Source organism: Ruegeria sp. (assembly GCF_965243365.1).
Lineage (GTDB): Bacteria > Pseudomonadota > Alphaproteobacteria > Rhodobacterales > Rhodobacteraceae > Ruegeria.
On sequence record NZ_CBDEUW010000002.1, the window covers coordinates 962,737 to 979,939 of the forward strand.

Genomic DNA, 17,203 nt, shown 5'->3' on the forward strand with positions numbered 1-17,203 from the left:
ATTTACGCGCCTTTCTGGCCCCGCACGGATTTGATGACTATCGGCAAAGCGGCCAGCACGCACAAGCCGATGATGGGGCCTATTACGAAAGGCTCCCATAGCAGAGACACGTCCGGCGTCTCGCCCCGGTCAAACACGCCGCCCAGACCCACGCCAATCCAAGTGTAGACAATACCGCCGGGGATAATACCCAGCGCCGTCGTGATCAGGAAGTTGCGAAACTTCACACCGACCAGCGCAGGAACAAGATTGGCGACGAAAAACGGGACGACAGGCACAAGCCGCAGAAGGAACAGAACCGAGATTTCATTCTCGCGCAGACCGTCCTTCAGTTTTTTGACGGTCCCTTCCGACGATTCCAACCTGGATGTCAGCGCCTCTCCCAGCCCCCAGCGCGCCGCCAGAAAGATGGCCGATGCGCCGATAGTGGCCGCGATTACGTTGAACACGGTTCCGGCAAACAGGCCAAACAGGAATCCTCCGGTCATCGAGGCAACAGCGGCTCCAGGCAGCGAAAAGGCCACAATCACTATGTAGATGGCGACGAAGGCCGCCGCCATGGCCCAGTAGTTGCCGTCGCGCCAGGTCAGCAAGGCCTCGCGGTTGTCGCGCAGGGTCTCAAAGGTCAGGTAATCGCCCAGCGTGAAAAAACCGACCGCCGCAACGGCCAGAATCACAAGCAAAGGAATATGACGTGCCAACCCGCTGCGCGGCATCTGAGACGTATCGCTCATCTGAGTTTCCGGTTCTTTTTCAATCATTCCGCCCCCAACATGCGCTTAGCCGAGACCTGGCAACAGGGGCTTCACGCGGCCTTGATAATTGTGGCGAAGAATGTGAGTGTTTTCCGGTCCAAACACGGTTTTTGAAATCTTTTGGCAGTTCAGGTTACAAAAATATTGCAAAAGGGACGAAAACCGGGATCAGAGGGTTTGACTTAGCCAGCACGAGCCAGTAGAGGACGGGCTTCGAACACCACGGGCAGGCGAATCCGCGCCGCACCCGACCGCCAAAGATTGGAGACGGAGCGATGAAACGCACCTATCAGCCTTCGAACCTGGTTCGCAAACGCCGCCACGGTTTCCGCGCGCGCATGGCCACCAAAGCCGGCCGCAAAATCCTGAACGCGCGCCGCGCACGTGGCCGCAAGTCGCTGAGCGCGTAAGACCGCTCGACCTTTCAGGTTATGAACATGACGCCGCCGGAGGCCCCTGAGGATGGTAGTAACCAGCCGAGGGTCAAGCCCCCGGCGGCGTCCGTTTGTGTGCCTGTTGCTTTGACCGTCCTCAAAAACCGCTCTGACTTCCTGAAAACTGCACGCGCGCGCAGGCAAGGTACCTCGTCGATGATGGTGCAGGGCCGCAGACGTGCGCCTGACGAAGCCGCTGGCATTCGTGTTGGGTTCACCTGCTCGAAAAAAGTCGGCAACGCAGTAGCCCGCAACCGTGCCAAACGCCGCTTACGCGAGGTTGCGCTGGCTATTTTGCCTGCAAACGGTCAGGAAGGCTGGGACTACGTCCTGATTGGCCGCGCCGACGTGACTGCCGCACGTCCATTTGCGGCACTCAAAGATGACTTACGCTATGCCCTGCGCAAGCTGCATGGTGGGCGTAAATGACCTTTCTGGCTAAAGCCTTCGCTCTGCCCGTGCGGGCCTATCGGTTGATTTTCAGTCCTTGGGTCGGATTCAATTGCCGCTATCAACCAACATGTTCAGCATACGCGCTGGACGCTTTGGAAAAACATGGGGCGATCAAAGGCGCGTGGCTGGCCGCGCGCCGCATTGGACGCTGCCATCCCTGGGGTGGCGATGGTTACGACCCCGTACCCGATGACGAAAAACCCTGACCCTTGCCCGGTTCACCCATCTGCGATAGGCCCCGCCCATGTTTGATGAAGCCGACGATATCCACCCGCTTTTCGCTGGCGCGCCCTCGACCACCGAGTTCAAGAAACTGCGCAAACGCATCGTGCGCCAAACGCGTGAGGCAATTGAACAGTATGGGATGGTGGACCGCACCGCCGAAGGAACAACGCCTCGCTGGCTGGTCTGTCTGTCAGGCGGCAAGGACAGCTATACGCTTCTGGCGGTGCTCTATGAGCTGAAATGGCGCGGGTTGCTGCCTGTCGACCTGCTGGCTTGCAATCTGGATCAGGGGCAGCCGGGCTTCCCTGCGACCATCCTGCCCGAGTTCCTGGGCCGCATGGGGGTACCCCATCGGATTGAGTATCAGGACACCTATTCCGTGGTGATGGACAAGGTCCCGCAAGGCCGCACCTATTGCGCGCTATGCTCGCGCCTGCGTCGGGGCAACCTGTATCGTATCGCGCGCGAGGAAGGCTGTTCCGCTGTTGTTCTGGGCCATCACCGAGATGATATCTTGGAAACCTTCTTCATGAACCTGTTCCACGGTGGACGGCTGGCAACCATGCCGCCCAAACTGGTCAATGAGGAGGGCGATTTGTTCGTTTATCGCCCGCTGGCCCATGTCGCCGAGGCCGATTGTGAAAAGTTCGCAAAAGCCATGGATTATCCCATCATCCCTTGCGATCTGTGTGGAAGTCAGGACGGGCTGCAGCGCCAACAGGTGAAGCAGATCCTCGATCAGTGGGAAAAGAACGCGCCGGGACGCCGGCAGGTGATGTTCCGGGCGCTGACCAATGCGCGCCCTTCGCATCTTCTGGACCCGAAACTGTTTGATTTTGCGAACCTTTCGCTTGATCCGATACAAAAAGACGAAAATTCAGGCGAAATTCCTCAGCTGCGTTAACGACTGACTCAGATTGGTTTCCTACGGTTGGCTTGTGCGATCCATGCACAAGCCGAAGGCCGTAGACCAATATGCCCAAACCATCGCCCGCTGAACGTTTTCGCGAAATTCTGCATGTCGTAGTGGACAGCCCGCAAGCCTTGGCATTTGTCCCGGCAGTCTGTCTGTCTGCGTTCTGGCTTGGCGGCGAAACAGCGCTGATCAGCGCGGCGCTTGGTTTACCGCTGCTCTTCGCCATCGCCGGAGTCCTTGGTAGCCATACGCATACCATCGCTGATGCGGGTGGGCGGGCAAGCGGTGCCATACCGCGGGACACTTTCCAGGAACAGATGAAATGTATTCAGAAAACCTCGCAATCCAGTGGCGAAAACGCGGCCTGTTTGGCAATTGCACTGGATGACCACACCGGGTTGCTCGACATTCACGGCCAGGCTGCCGCCGACCACGTCGCCCTGCAGTTCAGTGACCGCATCTTGTCCGTGATCCGCAGCCACGACATACTTACTCGGCTCAGTTCAGATCGGTTTCTGGTCGGTTTGCGCCCGTCAAAACAGCTGGATCTTGAGGCGTGCATTCAGATGTCCGGTAGAATTCAGGCTGCGATTGAAGAACCGGTTCTGGTGAATGGCGCCGGTGTCTATGTGTCCTGCTCTATTGGGTTCTGCCTGCAATCCAGCGTTCAATGCACCGATGTTAAAGATTGGACGGACGCCTCGATTGCCGCCCTGACCGAGGCGCAGCGGCATGGTCCCTCCACTATTCGGGCCTATTCGTCGGAAACCCGTCGCCGGGCGCTGGTGCGTGCCAATCTGCGCAAGGAATTCGAAACTGCGTTGGACAATGGTCAGATTCGCCCGTGGTTTCAGCCTCAGATATCGACCGATACGGGGGAAATCACCGGGTTTGAGGCGCTGGCCCGTTGGGAACATCCAGCCAAGGGTATCATGGGGCCGCAGGTCTTTCTTCCGTTCGCCGAACAAGCCGAGTTGTTGCAGCGCCTGGGCCAGGTGATGCGCCATCACGTATTCGAGGCGATGAACGCCTGGGATCGCGCTGGTGTTTTCGTTCCCCGGGTCGGAATCAACTTTTCTTCGGAAGAACTGCGTGATCCAAGTCTGATCGACCGCCTGAAATGGGAACTGGACCAATTCGACCTGCCCCCTGATCGCCTGGCCGTCGAAATCCTTGAAACTGTTTTCTCGCGCCGTCCTGATGACGTCATCACCCGGAATGTGACGGGCATGGCCGCGATGGGGTGCTGTATCGATCTGGATGATTTTGGCACCGGCCATGCTTCGATTGCCTCAATCAAACGCTTTGACGTGTCCCGCATCAAAATCGACCGCACATTTGTCACCAAGGCGGACCAGGACCCCAGCCAGCAACAGCTTGTCAGCGCCATTCTGACCATGGCCGAGCGACTGAACCTCGAAACTCTGGCTGAAGGTGTCGAAACTCCGGGAGAGCACGCTTTGATGGCCCAGCTCGGCAGCAATCACGTGCAAGGGTTTGGGATCGGACGCCCCATGCCTTTCGAAAAAACTCTGGACTGGATCGCGACCCACCGGACCAGAACAAAGGGTCTTCCCGAAATCAAGCGGCAAATGGGGCGGAAATCATAAATTCCCTGCGCCGATCGCCGCGTCGATGCAGTTTGACGGGCGATTCTGCTTGACCTTTGGGGCTGCACTCTGTTGAACCCACCGGGTGTGTTTCACTGCTCAAGGTGGCTGTCCCAGATGGACGAACAGAATAAGAATCTCATCCTCGCAACCGTGCTCAGCTTTCTGGTGATCCTGGTTTGGTTTGTGCTCTTCCCGCCACCTGAACCCGCAGTGACACCGGATCAGGCCGAAATCAGCGCCACGGACAGCAACAAGGTTCAGACGCCAAGCGCCGCCAGCTCTGGCACGGTAGACGAAGCGACCGCAGCGGCCGAAGAGACTCTGCCAGATGAACAAGCGCCACGGGTCGAAATCGACACCCCACGTCTGAAAGGCAGCCTGTCGCTGTCCGGCGGCCGCATTGATGAGCTGTTCCTCAAAGACTACAAGGTTTCGATCGAAGAAGGCGCCCCGATCGTCGAATTGCTTTCGCCCGTCGGGTCCGAGTCCGCCTACTACGCTCTTTATGGCTGGGCACCTGGTGCAGGTTTGTCAGGTTCGGATGTGCCCGGCCCGAACACGCTGTGGACACTTGACCAAGGTGAGGCTTTGGGCGTGGACAGTCCCGTCACCCTGCGTTGGGACAATGGGAACGGTCTGACCTTCCGCCGTACGATCTCGGTTGACGAGAATTACATGTTCTCGGTCACGCAATCGGTAGAAAACGCAACCGATGCCGAGGTTGGCATGGCGCCTTATGGCATTCTGGCCCGCCACGGCATCGGCGAAGATGGTGACCTGCCGGGCCTGAAGAACTTTTTCATCCTGCACGAAGGCGTCATGGTCATGGCCGATGGCGTACTGGACGAAATCGACTATGGCGATGTCCGCGACTTCGACATCGACCCCAACGAACGCGCGCAGGCCGAGGTCTTTCAGGTCAAGGAAGGCGGATGGGTTGGCTTCACCGATCACTACTGGATGACCACTTTGATCCCGGCCGAAGGCGCTACTTTCAAGGCGGCTGCCAAGTACGATGCGCGCCGTAAAATCTACCAGACAGAAACAGTTCTACCGACGCTGACAGTGGCACCGGGTGCCACCGAAGAGGTCACGACCCAGTTGTTTGCCGGTGCCAAGGAATGGGAAACCATTCGTGAGTATCAGGCCGAAGGTGTTCAGAAATTCGTCGACAGCATCGATTGGGGCTGGTTCTACTTCCTGACCAAGCCGATCTTCTGGCTACTGCACAACATCAACGCACTGATCGGCAACATGGGCTGGTCGATCATCGGCCTGACGCTGATCATCAAGGCGATCCTGTTCCCGCTGGCCTTCAAATCCTACGTCTCGATGGCCAAGATGAAGGAACTCCAGCCGCAGATGGAGGCCCTGAAAGAAGCCGCGGGCGATGACCGTCAGAAGATGCAGCAAGGCATGATGGAGCTGTACAAGAAAGAAAAGGTAAACCCCGCTGCGGGCTGCTTGCCAATCCTGATGCAGATTCCGATCTTCTTCTCGCTGTACAAGGTGATCTTTGTCACCATCGAACTGCGTCAGGCACCGTGGTTCGGCCCGTTCCGGGACCTCAGCGCACCGGACCCGACCTCGATCCTCAACTTCTTTGGATGGTTGCCCTGGGCCGGGCCGCAGCCAGATACGCTGATGGCGTTGATTTTCATCGGCATCCTGCCGCTTTTGCTGGGTATCTCGATGTGGTTGCAGCAGAAACTGAACCCGGCACCAACCGATCCAACGCAGGCGATGATCTTTGCCTGGATGCCTTGGGTCTTCATGTTCATGCTGGGCGGGTTTGCCAGTGGTCTGGTGGTCTACTGGATCGCGAACAACACGATCACGTTTACCCAGCAATATCTGATCATGCGAAGCCAGGGGTATAAGCCGGATGTGTTCGGTAACATCAAATCCGGCTTCAAACGAACACCCAAGACGGGCGACAAATGAGCGGGACAGTCTCGGCCCTTTGGCGGCACCCGATCAAAAGCCACGGGCGTGAGGCCCTGGACCAAGTGACAGTGAACCCCGGGCAGACCATGCCCGGGGATCGCGTTTGGGCGATTGCACATGAGGCCTCGAAAATCGACGGCACCGAGTGGGCGCCCTGTGCCAATTTCAGCCGTGGCGCGAAGGCCCCTAAGCTGATGGCAATTGCAGCGGAATTGGACGGCAATCAGGTGAAGCTGAGTCATCCGGATCGCCCGGACCTGAGCTTTGAACCTGACACGCAGCAGGACGTGTTTCTGGATTGGGTCCAACCCCTGATGCCAGAGGATCGTGCGGCCTCGGCGCGGATTGTCCGGGTTCCGGGCCGAGGCATGACCGATAGCGATTACCCCTCGATCAGCCTGTGCAACATGGCCTCGCACCGGGCGGTTGAACAGCAGCTGGGTAAAAGCCTGTCGCCCGTGCGGTGGCGTGGCAACATCTGGTTCGAAGGTCTGCCGCTATGGGAAGAGTTCGACTGGCTGGGCCGCGACATTCAGATCGGCGAAGCGGTGCTGCATGTCCGCGAGCGCATCACGCGATGCCTGGCGACCACGGCCAATCCCGAAACGGGTGAACGCGACGCAGATACCCTTGGGGCGTTAAACAGTTGGGATCATCAGGATTTCGGCGTTTATGCCGAGGTCATTCGGGGAGGCGAAATCCGCCTCGACGATGAGGTACGGGTGCTATGACTGCCCTGCCGTTTCCACTGGCCGACGACCCGGATGAATTTGCTTTGGAACGTGGTCGCAAGTTGTTCGCCGGACCCTCAGAGTTCGTGAAGGGCGTGGTCGCCATGAATGGCCTGCCCGCCCCCGACCGGTTGGAGGTCTGTTTCGCTGGTCGCTCCAACGTTGGAAAATCCAGCCTGATCAATGCACTGACCGGCACCAAGGGGCTGGCGCGGGCCTCAAATACTCCGGGTCGTACGCAAGAGATCAACTTTTTCACCCAGGGGCCCGAGCTATACCTCGTCGACCTGCCCGGCTATGGCTATGCCAATGCGCCGGTGAAGGTGGTGGAAAAGTGGCAGCGGCTGCTGAAACAATACCTGAGCGGTCGACAGACCCTGCGCCGCGCCTTTGTTCTGATTGACTCGCGCCATGGGGTGAAACCCGTGGATGACGAGATCATGAAGCTGCTGGACACCAGCGCCGTCACTTTTCAATGCGTGATGACCAAGGCAGACAAGGTCAAGGCCAAGGACCGTGAAAAGGTTCTGGACCAGGTACGCGCCGCGTTATCCAAGCACCCGGCGGCTTTTCCGGAAATCGTACTGACATCATCCGAAAAAGGGGATGGCATCCCCACTCTGCGCTCGATCATCGCGCATCTTGAGTAGCTTCGCACTTGGCAGCACCGTCCAAAGGCCCTAACACGGGACGCCAGAGGGACAGCAGCCATGAAGACACGAGATATGAACCGGGACTGGATCGCCACCGCAGCCACCTTGAACAGCGCCTTGCCGTATCTGCAGCGCTATGATGGCGCCATTGTCGTCATCAAGCTGGGCGGCCATGCCATGGGCAGCGACGAAGCGATGGAAAGCTTTGCCCGCGATGTTGTTCTGATGCGCCAGGTCGGTGTGAACCCAGTGATCGTGCATGGCGGTGGCCCCATGATCAACGCGATGCTGGATCAACTGGACATCCAGTCCGAGTTTGTGGGCGGCAAGCGTGTGACCGACAAAGCCACCGTCGAAGTGGTTGAAATGGTTCTGTCCGGCCTCGTGAACAAACGCATCGTGCAGGCGATCAATGGTCAGGGCGGGACCGCTGTGGGTTTGTCCGGCAAGGACGCCAACCTGATTGTATGCGATCAGGCCGATCCATCTTTGGGTTTTGTCGGTTCTCCGTCCGAAATGGACCCGGCTATCCTGCACAACCTGTTCTCGCATGATGTTATCCCGGTGATTGCGCCGTTGGGTGCGGGTAAGAATGGCGAGACCTTCAACATCAACGGGGATACCGCGGCGGGGGCGATTGCCTCGGCTCTGAAAGCCGATCGCCTGTTGCTGCTGACGGATGTCTCGGGCGTCAAGAATGCGGGCGGTGAGGTTGTGACCGAGCTGAAGGCCGGTCAGATCCGCGAAATGACGATGGACGGCACCATCGCGGGCGGCATGATCCCCAAAACCGAAACAGCGTTGGATGCACTGCACAGCGGGGTCCGCGCCGTTGTTATTCTGGACGGACGCGCGCCCAATGCCGTGCTTTTAGAGCTGTTTACCGAGCACGGTGCCGGATCGTTGATCCGCCCTGATTGACACACCGCGCCGAGGTGAAATGACCGGATATCCCCCACCCTCTGCATATATAGCTGCAATCAGCTATGGCTGGGTGGGGCGCGTTGCCCATCAGAAGGGGCTGATCGTCATGGGCGCGACCCATCCTCGGATCAGCGGTGCCAAGGGACTTGACGGTGGAACCCTGGTCCTTTTGGGAGCGGGCTCGGCCTTTTGGCCAACCTTGAAAGCCGCACCGGAATGGCATGGGCCTGATCCGGTGGATCGCTGGTCGACCCGCGTGATCGGGCAAATGGCTCGAGAACTGGGGGCTGAGGTGTATTTCCCATTTGGCGGCCCGCCCTATGCGCCCTTCATAGACTGGGCTTTGAAATCCGGCCGCACGTTCAGCAGCCCGGTCGGCGCGCTGGTGCATGATACGGTCGGCATGATGATTTCGTTCCGCGGTGCGTTACATTTCGCCAAGGAATTCGCCATTCCGACGACGACTGCCGGGTCGCCTTGTGATAACTGCCCGGCCCCCTGCGCGCAGGCCTGTCCGGTAGGAGCGTTGAACACGAATATTTTCTATGACGTCGACGCCTGCCACAGCCATCTGTCCACCTCCGCAGGACAAACCTGTATGTCAGGTGGCTGCCTGGCTCGGCTGGCCTGCCCCGTAAGCGAGGGCGCTGGCCGTGACCCGGAGCAGTCCGCCCATCATATGAAAGCTTTTCATCCTTCATGACCCGCACCCTGATCCTGACCCGTCACGCAAAATCCAGCTGGGATGATCCGTTGCTGAGCGACCATGACCGCCCCCTGAACAAGCGGGGACGTAAGTCGGCCCCGGCAATAGGACATTGGCTAAAGGAAAACGGCTGGCTACCGGATGAGGTGATAAGCTCTACCTCAACCCGTACACGCGAAACCTGGGACAGGATGGGGTTACAGGCTGCAACGATCAGCTTCACTCAGGACCTGTATCACGCAAGCTCTGACGAAATGCTGGCTGTTCTGTCCACCGCCACAGGAGAGACGGTCCTGATGCTGGGGCACAACCCCGGTATCGCCGTCTTCGCCCGCCAAATCGTGCGAAAGGCGCCAGATCACGCCAGGTTTCACGATTATCCGTCCTGCGCCACGACGGTCATTCAGTTCAACACTCGAGACTGGACAAAGATGGTCTGGCACAGCGGCCACGTTCAGGGCTTTGCCATCCCCCGCGAGTTGCTGGAATAGAAAAAGGCGGGGCAAACCCCGCCTTTCCACGTTTCTCCGACTGGATCAGTGCCCCAGAATCTGGCTTAGGAACAGCTTGGTCCGCTCGCTTTGCGGGTTGTTGAAGAACTCTTCCGGTTCGTTCTGTTCCACAATCTGGCCGGCATCCATAAAGATCACGCGGTTGGCAACCTGACGGGCAAATCCCATCTCATGCGTCACGCACAACATGGTCATACCTTCCTCGGCCAGTTCGATCATGGTGTCGAGCACCTCTTTGATCATCTCAGGGTCAAGGGCCGATGTCGGTTCATCGAACAACATGATCCGCGGCATCATGCACAGCGAGCGGGCAATCGCCACACGCTGCTGCTGCCCCCCCGAAAGCTGGCCAGGATACTTATCGGCCTGCTCGGGGATCTTCACCTTCTCCAGGAAGTGCATCGCACGTTCTTCGGCCTCCTTCTTGGGCGTCTTGCGCACCCAGATCGGGGCCAGCGTGCAGTTTTCCAGAATGGTCAGATGCGGGAACAAGTTGAAGTGCTGGAACACCATGCCAACCTCGGACCGGATCTTGTCGATGTTCTTGAGGTCATTCGACAACTCAATCCCATCCACCATGATCGTGCCCTGCTGGTGTTCTTCCAGCGCGTTCAGGCAGCGGATCAGGGTGGATTTACCCGACCCTGACGGCCCCGCGATCACGATCCGCTCGCCCTGATTGACGGTCAGATTGATGTCGCGCAGCACATGGAACGATCCGTACCACTTGTTCATGTTGGTGATTTCGATGGCGACCTCGTCGCTCACCTGCATCTTCGAGCGGTCGATTTCGCGTTCAATTGCAAGTTCAGACATGTGTTGAACTCCTTAACGATGGCCAGTCTGAAGCTTGCGCTCCAGATACATGGAATAACGGGACATGGAGAAGCAGACGACGAAGAACAGAGCGCCGATAAAGGCGAACAGTTCCCAGTAGACGCCATTCCAGGCGGTATCGGCGCGGATCGCGTTGGTGAGGCCGATCACGTCGAACAGACCGATGATCGAAACCAGCGTCGTATCCTTGAAGATACCGATGAATGTGCTCACGATGCCCGGGATTGAGATTTTCAGCGCCTGTGGCATGATGATCAGCCGCTGCGCCTGCCAGTAGTTCAGGCCCAGACTGTCGGCCCCTTCATACTGACCTCGCGGCAGCGCTGCCAGACCACCCCGGATCACCTCGGCCATATAGGCAGCCGAGAACAGGGTCATCATGATCATCACCCGCAGGATGATGTCAAAATTGGTGCCCGGTGGCATGAAGATGTTCAGCAGCAGGGATGCCACGAACAACAGGGTGATCAGCGGCACACCGCGAATGAACTCGATAAAGCCCACACACAGGTATTTGACGATCAGCAGGTCGGACTGACGGCCCAGCGCCAGAACGATGCCAATCGGCAGCGAGACACCAATGGCCACAACCCCCAGCAGGATCGCCAGCATAAAGCCACCAAAGTCGCGGCTTTCTACAGAGGCGATGCCAATCGGGATGACCGAATTGATCGCATCGGCGACAGATCCGGATGCAAACAGCCACCACAGCAGCGGCAACACTATCGCAACGATAATAGCCGTCAGTGAGCCCGCAATCGGGTGTGCAAGCTTGTATGCGAAATACCCGATTGCAAATCCGGCGGCGACCATAAGCGGCCCCCAGATCGACCCGCCCCACATCAGCCAAGGCAGCAGGAACGGGTAGGCCGCCGTGACGATCAGCAGTTTACGCGGTACGTTGGTAAACAACACCGGCGCAATCGCAACCAGCAACAGGATGAAGGTTAGATTGGGCCGGAAATAGGCGGGCCATATTCCGGTTTCGGGCGGGTTCGACCACGTTGCAGTCGGTTCCGCGGGGTACGGTGGATAGAAACCATACAGCAGTTGCAACCAACGATCCTTGATAACGCCCCAGCACGCATGACCATGGGTGTCACCCCATGTTGCCATCATGATCTCTCGGCATTCCGACAGGGAATTGGCGTTCCAAACGGATTGGAACGTCCAGGCCAGAATGTTCGACAGAACATAATAGATGAAGACCAGCGAGATGATCGTCAGGATCGCGTTCAGCCAGCTTGAGAACAGGTTGTGCCTGATCCAGCCCAGAACTCCCACTTCGGATGCAGGCGGTGTCTGTTCCGGCAGCATTTCCGTGCGGACAAATGAAACATCACTCATATTACCGCTCCACCAGTTTGACACGGTTGTTGTACCAGTTCATCACCGCCGAAATGCTCAGCGAGATGGACAGGTAGATCAGCATCAGCAGCAGAACGCATTCCAGCTCACGACCGGTCTGGTTCATGGTGATGCCGCCCAAGGTACCCGTGATGTCCATATATCCGACCGCGATCGCCAGAGATGAGTTCTTGGTCAGGTTCAGATAGTTCGAGATCATCGGCGGGATGATCACCCGAAGTGCCTGCGGCAGGATCACAAGGCGCATTGTCCGGCCCGGACGCAAGCCCAGCGCAGATGCAGCCTCGGTCTGACCTTTCGAAATGGCCAGGATACCCGCGCGCACGATCTCGGCAATGAAGGCCGCCGTATACAGCGACAAGGCCAGCCAAAGGGCAATCAGCGAATTCCGCAGATGAGTACCGCCAGTGAAGTTAAAGCCTTTCAACTCGGGGAAACCCAGATGGAAACCCAAAGCGGTCAACAGGATGGCCGACGGCACGAAGAAAAGACCCAGCTGGAAATGCCAGATGGTCGGACGATCACCGGTCTTTTCCTGCATCGCGTTGGCCCAGGCAGAAACCTTGCGCATGGCGAAGATGCTGCCGCCAAACACGATCAGGAACGCGATCAGGTCCAGCGACACATCGAAACGCAGGCTTGTTGTGCCGAACAGATGGATATCACCCAATCCGCGCGAGAACAGAAATTCGGGGATATAGACCCCGCGGTTGGTGACAGCGACCGAGTCGAACAAGCTCATCGTGGCTTCGGGGTTATCCCCCCTGAACGCACGCGGCGCAGGTAAACTCTCGATCAGAATTGCCATGGCGAACACGATCCACAACAGCACTGGTACGTTGCGGAACATCTCGACATAGACAGTCATGATCCGCGCAACCAACCAGTTGTTGGACAGACGCAGAACACCGACCATGACACCGACGATAGTGGCGGTGATACAGCCCAAAACCGCGACAACCAGCGTGTTCAGCAGCCCGATAAAGGCCGCGCGCAAATGAGTATCGCGCGAGTCGTATTCCAGTAGTCGTTGGTTGATGTCATAGCTGGCCGGTTCGCCGAAAAAACCAAACTCGACAGTTTTACCCAACGCTTCGAGGTTCTGAATTGCGTTGGAAACAAGCCAGGCTGCCAGAAGCATGAAACCAATCATCGCTATGACCTGAATGGTCGCAGATCGGTACCGCGTATCGTAAAGGAGCATCGACAGCCGGAAGTGCTCCTTCGGCGGGTCAGTAAGAGTCGTCATGACCTATGTTTATCCCCGTGCATCCCGGTTGTTATTGGCAGAGTTTGTCTCTGCTCAGATCTGTCCGGGTGTGTTTCTTATGTAAGGAAAAAGGGCGCAGGTTGTCCTGCGCCCTTTTCCGTTGATTTCTTAGCGGAACGGCGGCGAATACAGCAGGCCACCATCGGTCCACTGTGCGTTCAGACCACGCGACAGACCGATCGGAGTTTCCTCACCGATGTTCTTGGCAAAGACTTCGCCATAGTTACCACCAGCTTTGATCGCGCGCTGCGCCCAGGTTGCATCCAGACCCAGCATCTCACCCAGAGTACCTTCGGTACCCAGCAGGCGGTTCACTTCGGGGTTGTCGCCCGGGCCGCTCGACAATTCGTCGATATTGGCCGAGGTCACACCCAGTTCTTCGGCTGCGATCAGAGAGTTCAGAGTCCAGCGGACGACATCACCCCACTCGTGGTCGCCGTGACGGACCAGTGGGCCCAGCGGCTCTTTCGAGATGATTTCGGGCAGGATCACGTGATCACCGGCATTTTCGAAGGTTGCACGGGTTGCCGCCAAACCGGACGCGTCGGTTGTGTAAACGTCACACGCACCGGCCAGGTACTGCTGCTGCGCTTCGGCGTTGGTTTCGATCGGAACCGGCTCGTAGCTCATGTTGTTGATGCGGAAGAAATCCGCCAGGTTCAGTTCGGTGGTTGTACCGGTCTGAATGCAGACAGTTGCGCCGTCCAGTTCCTTGGCCGAGCTGACGCCCAACGCCTTGGGAACCATAAAGCCCTGACCATCATAGTAGTTGATGCCGACGAATTCGAACTTCAGGTCGACGTCACGGCTGAAGGTCCATGTGGTGTTCCGGGCCAGCATGTCGATCTCACCCGAGGCCAGCGCAGTAAAGCGAGTTTTACCGGTGGTCGGAATAAACTCAACAGCGGTCGGATCGTCCAGAACAGCAGCAGCAACAGCGCGGCACACAGCCACGTCAAAGCCTTGCCATTCGCCGTTGGCGTCCGGGCTTGCGAAACCGGGAACACCGGTTGCAACGCCGCAGTTCAGCTTGCCACGTGCCTTGACATCATCAACAGTTCCCGCCGCAGCTGCGCCAGCAGCAAGGCCGGCGATCGTTGCGACGCCCAAGATTACGGATTTTTTCATTTTTACCTCTTCCTGATTTTCCATCCCTGAGGAACGGTTCAATCCGGCGCTTGCGCACCGGAAAGGTTACCCAAAAGGTGTCTCCCCTTTAGTGGCCCGAGTTTGGGCGTATTCATAAACAAACGTCAAGGGTTGGATCAGTGAATTCGATGGGTTGAGGGCCGTTGAATGCGCAAGATCGCTAAAAATCAAGGAAATAAGGCTCAAACCGATAGGTTATAGAACCGTTTTGCATGCAAAAAGGCGGCTCTTTTTCGGGTGGCCACCTGTTGGGCTTCTTCGTCTTCGCCCCATTGTTCGATCTGCCAATTTTCATCCAGTTGCGAAATGCGCCATATCTCGTCTGGATTGCGCCAATCCCGTGCTGCGGCAAAACCGAGAATCAGCGAGCCGGTCAGGCTGACAAGGTCATGGAAGGCGGCGAGTCGGAACTCATCCAGCGCGTGAACCTCGCGATGCAGGGTCTCCAGCGCCGCAGTGGATTGAGGTTGATGCAGGACCCCTGAAACCGGAACCAGCCGGGCCTTCAGCGCCTCGGCCGCCCAATCCAGGGCAGGGTCCCAGGCTTCGGCCTGACGCGCCTGCAATTCCACGGGATGGGTCGCGCGGTAACACAATAAATCCGTGTCCCCGTAGTCGGCCAACATATCGGCGACCTCGGCTTTCTGATGGCGCACTTTGTCAATTGCAGCATTGGCCGAACGGGTGAACGGCATTGTGGCCGGGTTGACCTCTTTCTCCTGCGCGTCCCATTCATCGGCCACCGCTTGCGCCATGGCCCGGGTCGGCAGGATCAAAGTTGCTTTGGCCGGTGTTTTGATCTGACGCCCGTCCAACTCGATTGAATAGCCGTCTTTAGCTTTAACCACTGCACTTGATGTCCAAAAGCGCTTCGGTTTCCAGTCGCTCATTTCACTGTTCCCAAAGTTCGGCCAGAACACCCGGCACTTGTCCGAATGTATCGACCACGTGATTTGCAAGATGCAATGCTGTTCGGTCGTGATACCCCCAACTGACCCCGATACTGGCAATACCAGCTGCGGCGGCCATCTCCATATCAAAACTCGTATCGCCAATCATGACCGCGTTTGCCGGGTCAACGCCGGTGTCATTCAAAGCAGTTTCGATCATCGATGGATGCGGTTTGGAGGGATGATGATCCGCGACCTGGCGGGTCACGAAATATCGTTCCAGCCCGTGCCCCTCGATCAGCGCATCCAATCCGCGCTGGGATTTCCCAGTCGCCACACCAAGCAGGATTTCAGGCATTGCATGCAGTGTTTCGATTACCTCTCGCGCGCCGGGGTAAAGAGGGGAACTGGCCGCTCCCTGCTCCAGCCGCTGGACGTAATAGGCCTGTTTGTACCCCTCCACCAATCGCGCCTGAGTATCGGCAGACTGATCTGGTGCAAGACGATCCATGGCCTGAGGCAATGACAACCCAACAATTGACAATATCGCCGCGCGATCCGGCACCGGCAGGGACAGAGCGTCAAAACACGCGATCATGGCCGAGACAATACTGCCCTGACTGTCGACCAGAGTGCCATCCACGTCGAACAGAACCAGACGCAAGGGTTTGCTCATCGCAATTCCTCGAACGGATCGTCTGCTGCCAAATCTTCGGTCCAGCCAAGCGTATCCCAACTGTCTTTCATATGCGCAGGCAACGGGGCTGTAATGGTGACAGGCTTACGCGTCGCGGGATGTTCAAAAGCAAGGCTCCGCGCATGCAGGTGCAGCTTTTTGCTGATGATGCCACCCAATTGTGCACCCCAGCCATCGCCCAGGTTTTCCTGCCCCGAACCGCCATATTTTCCATCGCCAATGATTGGATGACCAATGGCCGCCATATGCGCCCGCAATTGGTGGGTGCGACCGGTAACCGGTTCCATCGCGACCCAGGCGGCGCGGCCTGCAACCCGATAAAGCGTGGCGTAAAGCGTATGCGCCCGTTTTGCACCGGGCGTCTCGTCGACCTCATTCATATGCACAGCGATCATTTTTTCACCTTCGCCATGCTTGCCATGACCGGGTGCCTTGACCAGCCCTGTCTTGATCTCGCCCAGATAAGGCGTCGGCACGCCTGCGACCAGCGCCCAGTATATCTTGCGGGTGTTGCGATGGCGGAAGGCCGCCGTCAGATCTTTGGCAGCCTCGCGCGTGCGTGCCATCAGCAAAACGCCCGACGTGTCCTTGTCCAGCCGGTGCACAAGGCGCGGGTTTTCGTCATAGCCAAACCGCAACGCCTCGGACAGGCTGTCGACGTGGCGACTTTGCCCGCTACCGCCCTGTACCGGTAGGCCGTGCGGCTTGTTCAAGGCCAGAATGTGATCATCGCGGTAGATCACGCAGGATTGGATCGTTTTCGCATCCGCATCCGAGATTTGGCGCTGAACCTCTGCGGGCTTGTAATCAGCATCCGGCAACGGCGGAATACGCACCGATTGGCCAACCGCCAACCGGGTCGACGCCTTGACCCGCCCGCCGTCCACGCGCAGCTCACCCTTGCGGCACATCTTTTCGATGCGGCCCTGACTGACATGGGGAAACAGCCGACGCAGCCAGCGATCCAGTCGCTGGTCGCCATCACCCTCTGCCACGGTGATCATCTGTACGCCGCTCATGTCAATATCCCCTTTTCCATGCGGTGCATCCGCATGGCGTGCGTGTAGCCAAGTGCCTCAGAAAACATGCGCGTCTGTCGCGCGCCACATCGCAAGAGTCAAGG

At 58.0% G+C, this 17,203-nt stretch carries 19 protein-coding genes; 11 read left to right on the plus strand and 8 right to left on the minus strand.

Features of this window, described 5'->3' with window-relative positions; translation table 11 throughout:
• Nucleotides 1–2 precede the first annotated feature (2 nt).
• Nucleotides 3–761 carry a TVP38/TMEM64 family protein gene (locus ACP0GE_RS08415; RefSeq protein ID WP_424831528.1) on the minus strand — a complete coding sequence of 253 codons (759 nt, stop codon included), beginning with the start codon at nt 759–761 and terminating at the stop codon, nt 3–5.
• Nucleotides 762–1,030: 269 nt separating this feature from the next.
• Between ACP0GE_RS08415 and rpmH the strand changes: the two genes are divergently transcribed.
• The 11 genes from rpmH to ACP0GE_RS08470 all read left to right on the plus strand — a co-directional run bounded on the left by rpmH (nt 1,031) and on the right by ACP0GE_RS08470 (nt 9,848).
• Entirely contained in the window at nt 1,031–1,165 is a 135-nt protein-coding gene (gene rpmH / locus ACP0GE_RS08420) for a 50S ribosomal protein L34 (RefSeq protein ID WP_005980833.1), read from the plus strand.
• Between the two features lie 27 nt (nt 1,166–1,192).
• Nucleotides 1,193–1,618, plus strand: a complete 426-nt coding sequence (rnpA, locus tag ACP0GE_RS08425) for a ribonuclease P protein component (RefSeq protein ID WP_424831529.1) — start codon at nt 1,193–1,195, stop codon at nt 1,616–1,618.
• Complete coding sequence (gene yidD / locus ACP0GE_RS08430; protein WP_424831530.1) at nt 1,615–1,848, plus strand: membrane protein insertion efficiency factor YidD; 234 nt, start codon at nt 1,615–1,617, stop codon at nt 1,846–1,848. Before rnpA ends, yidD begins: the two co-directional genes overlap by 4 nt.
• 38 nt (nt 1,849–1,886) lie before the next feature.
• A complete protein-coding gene (ttcA, locus tag ACP0GE_RS08435) occupies nt 1,887–2,771 on the plus strand; it encodes a tRNA 2-thiocytidine(32) synthetase TtcA (protein ID WP_424831531.1) in 885 nt (294 codons plus the stop codon).
• A 71-nt stretch (nt 2,772–2,842) separates the two neighbouring features.
• Nucleotides 2,843–4,393: a putative bifunctional diguanylate cyclase/phosphodiesterase gene (locus tag ACP0GE_RS08440; protein WP_424831532.1), complete on the plus strand. Its 1,551-nt coding sequence runs from the start codon at nt 2,843–2,845 to the stop codon at nt 4,391–4,393.
• 117 nt (nt 4,394–4,510) lie between these two features.
• Nucleotides 4,511–6,340: a membrane protein insertase YidC gene (gene yidC / locus ACP0GE_RS08445; RefSeq protein WP_424831533.1), complete on the plus strand. Its 1,830-nt coding sequence runs from the start codon at nt 4,511–4,513 to the stop codon at nt 6,338–6,340.
• On the plus strand, nt 6,337–7,074 hold the full coding sequence (locus ACP0GE_RS08450) for an MOSC domain-containing protein (protein ID WP_424831534.1): 738 nt from the start codon (nt 6,337–6,339) through the stop codon (nt 7,072–7,074). The genes yidC and ACP0GE_RS08450 overlap by 4 nt, the downstream gene beginning before the upstream one ends.
• A complete protein-coding gene (gene yihA / locus ACP0GE_RS08455; RefSeq protein WP_424831535.1) occupies nt 7,071–7,724 on the plus strand; it encodes a ribosome biogenesis GTP-binding protein YihA/YsxC in 654 nt (217 codons plus the stop codon). Before ACP0GE_RS08450 ends, yihA begins: the two co-directional genes overlap by 4 nt.
• A gap of 60 nt (nt 7,725–7,784) precedes the next feature.
• The gene (argB, locus tag ACP0GE_RS08460) at nt 7,785–8,648 is read left to right on the plus strand and encodes an acetylglutamate kinase (RefSeq protein ID WP_424831536.1); all 864 of its coding nucleotides are present in this window, start codon (nt 7,785–7,787) and stop codon (nt 8,646–8,648) included.
• Nucleotides 8,649–8,667: 19 nt separating this feature from the next.
• Nucleotides 8,668–9,354 carry a ferredoxin gene (locus ACP0GE_RS08465; protein ID WP_424831537.1) on the plus strand — a complete coding sequence of 229 codons (687 nt, stop codon included), beginning with the start codon at nt 8,668–8,670 and terminating at the stop codon, nt 9,352–9,354.
• Nucleotides 9,351–9,848, plus strand: a complete 498-nt coding sequence (locus tag ACP0GE_RS08470) for a SixA phosphatase family protein (protein ID WP_424831538.1) — start codon at nt 9,351–9,353, stop codon at nt 9,846–9,848. The genes ACP0GE_RS08465 and ACP0GE_RS08470 overlap by 4 nt, the downstream gene beginning before the upstream one ends.
• Nucleotides 9,849–9,893: 45 nt before the next feature.
• On the opposite strand, the gene ACP0GE_RS08475 is transcribed toward ACP0GE_RS08470, so the two are convergent.
• The 7 genes from ACP0GE_RS08475 to ACP0GE_RS08505 all read right to left on the minus strand — a co-directional run bounded on the left by ACP0GE_RS08475 (nt 9,894) and on the right by ACP0GE_RS08505 (nt 17,099).
• Nucleotides 9,894–10,685 (minus strand): amino acid ABC transporter ATP-binding protein, encoded by a 792-nt coding sequence (locus tag ACP0GE_RS08475; RefSeq protein WP_424831539.1) that lies wholly within the window; start codon nt 10,683–10,685, stop codon nt 9,894–9,896.
• A 12-nt stretch (nt 10,686–10,697) separates the two neighbouring features.
• Nucleotides 10,698–12,053 (minus strand): amino acid ABC transporter permease, encoded by a 1,356-nt coding sequence (locus ACP0GE_RS08480; protein WP_424831540.1) that lies wholly within the window; start codon nt 12,051–12,053, stop codon nt 10,698–10,700.
• A gap of 1 nt (nt 12,054) precedes the next feature.
• Nucleotides 12,055–13,323: an amino acid ABC transporter permease gene (locus ACP0GE_RS08485; protein ID WP_424831541.1), complete on the minus strand. Its 1,269-nt coding sequence runs from the start codon at nt 13,321–13,323 to the stop codon at nt 12,055–12,057.
• Between the two features lie 129 nt (nt 13,324–13,452).
• The gene (locus ACP0GE_RS08490) at nt 13,453–14,472 is read right to left on the minus strand and encodes an amino acid ABC transporter substrate-binding protein (RefSeq protein ID WP_424831542.1); all 1,020 of its coding nucleotides are present in this window, start codon (nt 14,470–14,472) and stop codon (nt 13,453–13,455) included.
• A gap of 203 nt (nt 14,473–14,675) precedes the next feature.
• Complete coding sequence (locus tag ACP0GE_RS08495; RefSeq protein WP_424831543.1) at nt 14,676–15,383, minus strand: ATP12 family chaperone protein; 708 nt, start codon at nt 15,381–15,383, stop codon at nt 14,676–14,678.
• Between the two features lies 1 nt (nt 15,384).
• Nucleotides 15,385–16,059 (minus strand): HAD-IA family hydrolase, encoded by a 675-nt coding sequence (locus tag ACP0GE_RS08500; RefSeq protein WP_424831544.1) that lies wholly within the window; start codon nt 16,057–16,059, stop codon nt 15,385–15,387.
• Nucleotides 16,056–17,099: an RluA family pseudouridine synthase gene (locus ACP0GE_RS08505; protein WP_424831545.1), complete on the minus strand. Its 1,044-nt coding sequence runs from the start codon at nt 17,097–17,099 to the stop codon at nt 16,056–16,058. The genes ACP0GE_RS08500 and ACP0GE_RS08505 overlap by 4 nt, the downstream gene beginning before the upstream one ends.
• Nucleotides 17,100–17,203: the final 104 nt, after the last annotated feature.

What these genes read in the sequence shown, in the direction of transcription:
- argB (WP_424831536.1), top strand. Translation starts at nt 7,785, where the DNA reads ATGAAGACACGAGATATGAACCGGGACTGGATCGCCACCGCAGCCACC.
- ACP0GE_RS08485 (WP_424831541.1), bottom strand. Translation starts at nt 13,323, where the DNA reads ATGACGACTCTTACTGACCCGCCGAAGGAGCACTTCCGGCTGTCGATG.
- yidC (WP_424831533.1), top strand. Translation starts at nt 4,511, where the DNA reads ATGGACGAACAGAATAAGAATCTCATCCTCGCAACCGTGCTCAGCTTT.
- ACP0GE_RS08480 (WP_424831540.1), bottom strand. Translation starts at nt 12,053, where the DNA reads ATGAGTGATGTTTCATTTGTCCGCACGGAAATGCTGCCGGAACAGACA.
- yidD (WP_424831530.1), top strand. Translation starts at nt 1,615, where the DNA reads ATGACCTTTCTGGCTAAAGCCTTCGCTCTGCCCGTGCGGGCCTATCGG.
- ACP0GE_RS08470 (WP_424831538.1), top strand. Translation starts at nt 9,351, where the DNA reads ATGACCCGCACCCTGATCCTGACCCGTCACGCAAAATCCAGCTGGGAT.
- ACP0GE_RS08440 (WP_424831532.1), top strand. Translation starts at nt 2,843, where the DNA reads ATGCCCAAACCATCGCCCGCTGAACGTTTTCGCGAAATTCTGCATGTC.
- ACP0GE_RS08505 (WP_424831545.1), bottom strand. Translation starts at nt 17,099, where the DNA reads ATGAGCGGCGTACAGATGATCACCGTGGCAGAGGGTGATGGCGACCAG.
- ACP0GE_RS08490 (WP_424831542.1), bottom strand. Translation starts at nt 14,472, where the DNA reads ATGAAAAAATCCGTAATCTTGGGCGTCGCAACGATCGCCGGCCTTGCT.
- ACP0GE_RS08465 (WP_424831537.1), top strand. Translation starts at nt 8,668, where the DNA reads ATGACCGGATATCCCCCACCCTCTGCATATATAGCTGCAATCAGCTAT.
- ACP0GE_RS08495 (WP_424831543.1), bottom strand. Translation starts at nt 15,383, where the DNA reads ATGAGCGACTGGAAACCGAAGCGCTTTTGGACATCAAGTGCAGTGGTT.
- yihA (WP_424831535.1), top strand. Translation starts at nt 7,071, where the DNA reads ATGACTGCCCTGCCGTTTCCACTGGCCGACGACCCGGATGAATTTGCT.
- ACP0GE_RS08415 (WP_424831528.1), bottom strand. Translation starts at nt 761, where the DNA reads ATGATTGAAAAAGAACCGGAAACTCAGATGAGCGATACGTCTCAGATG.
- ACP0GE_RS08450 (WP_424831534.1), top strand. Translation starts at nt 6,337, where the DNA reads ATGAGCGGGACAGTCTCGGCCCTTTGGCGGCACCCGATCAAAAGCCAC.
- ACP0GE_RS08475 (WP_424831539.1), bottom strand. Translation starts at nt 10,685, where the DNA reads ATGTCTGAACTTGCAATTGAACGCGAAATCGACCGCTCGAAGATGCAG.
- ttcA (WP_424831531.1), top strand. Translation starts at nt 1,887, where the DNA reads ATGTTTGATGAAGCCGACGATATCCACCCGCTTTTCGCTGGCGCGCCC.
- ACP0GE_RS08500 (WP_424831544.1), bottom strand. Translation starts at nt 16,059, where the DNA reads ATGAGCAAACCCTTGCGTCTGGTTCTGTTCGACGTGGATGGCACTCTG.
- rnpA (WP_424831529.1), top strand. Translation starts at nt 1,193, where the DNA reads ATGACGCCGCCGGAGGCCCCTGAGGATGGTAGTAACCAGCCGAGGGTC.
- rpmH (WP_005980833.1), top strand. Translation starts at nt 1,031, where the DNA reads ATGAAACGCACCTATCAGCCTTCGAACCTGGTTCGCAAACGCCGCCAC.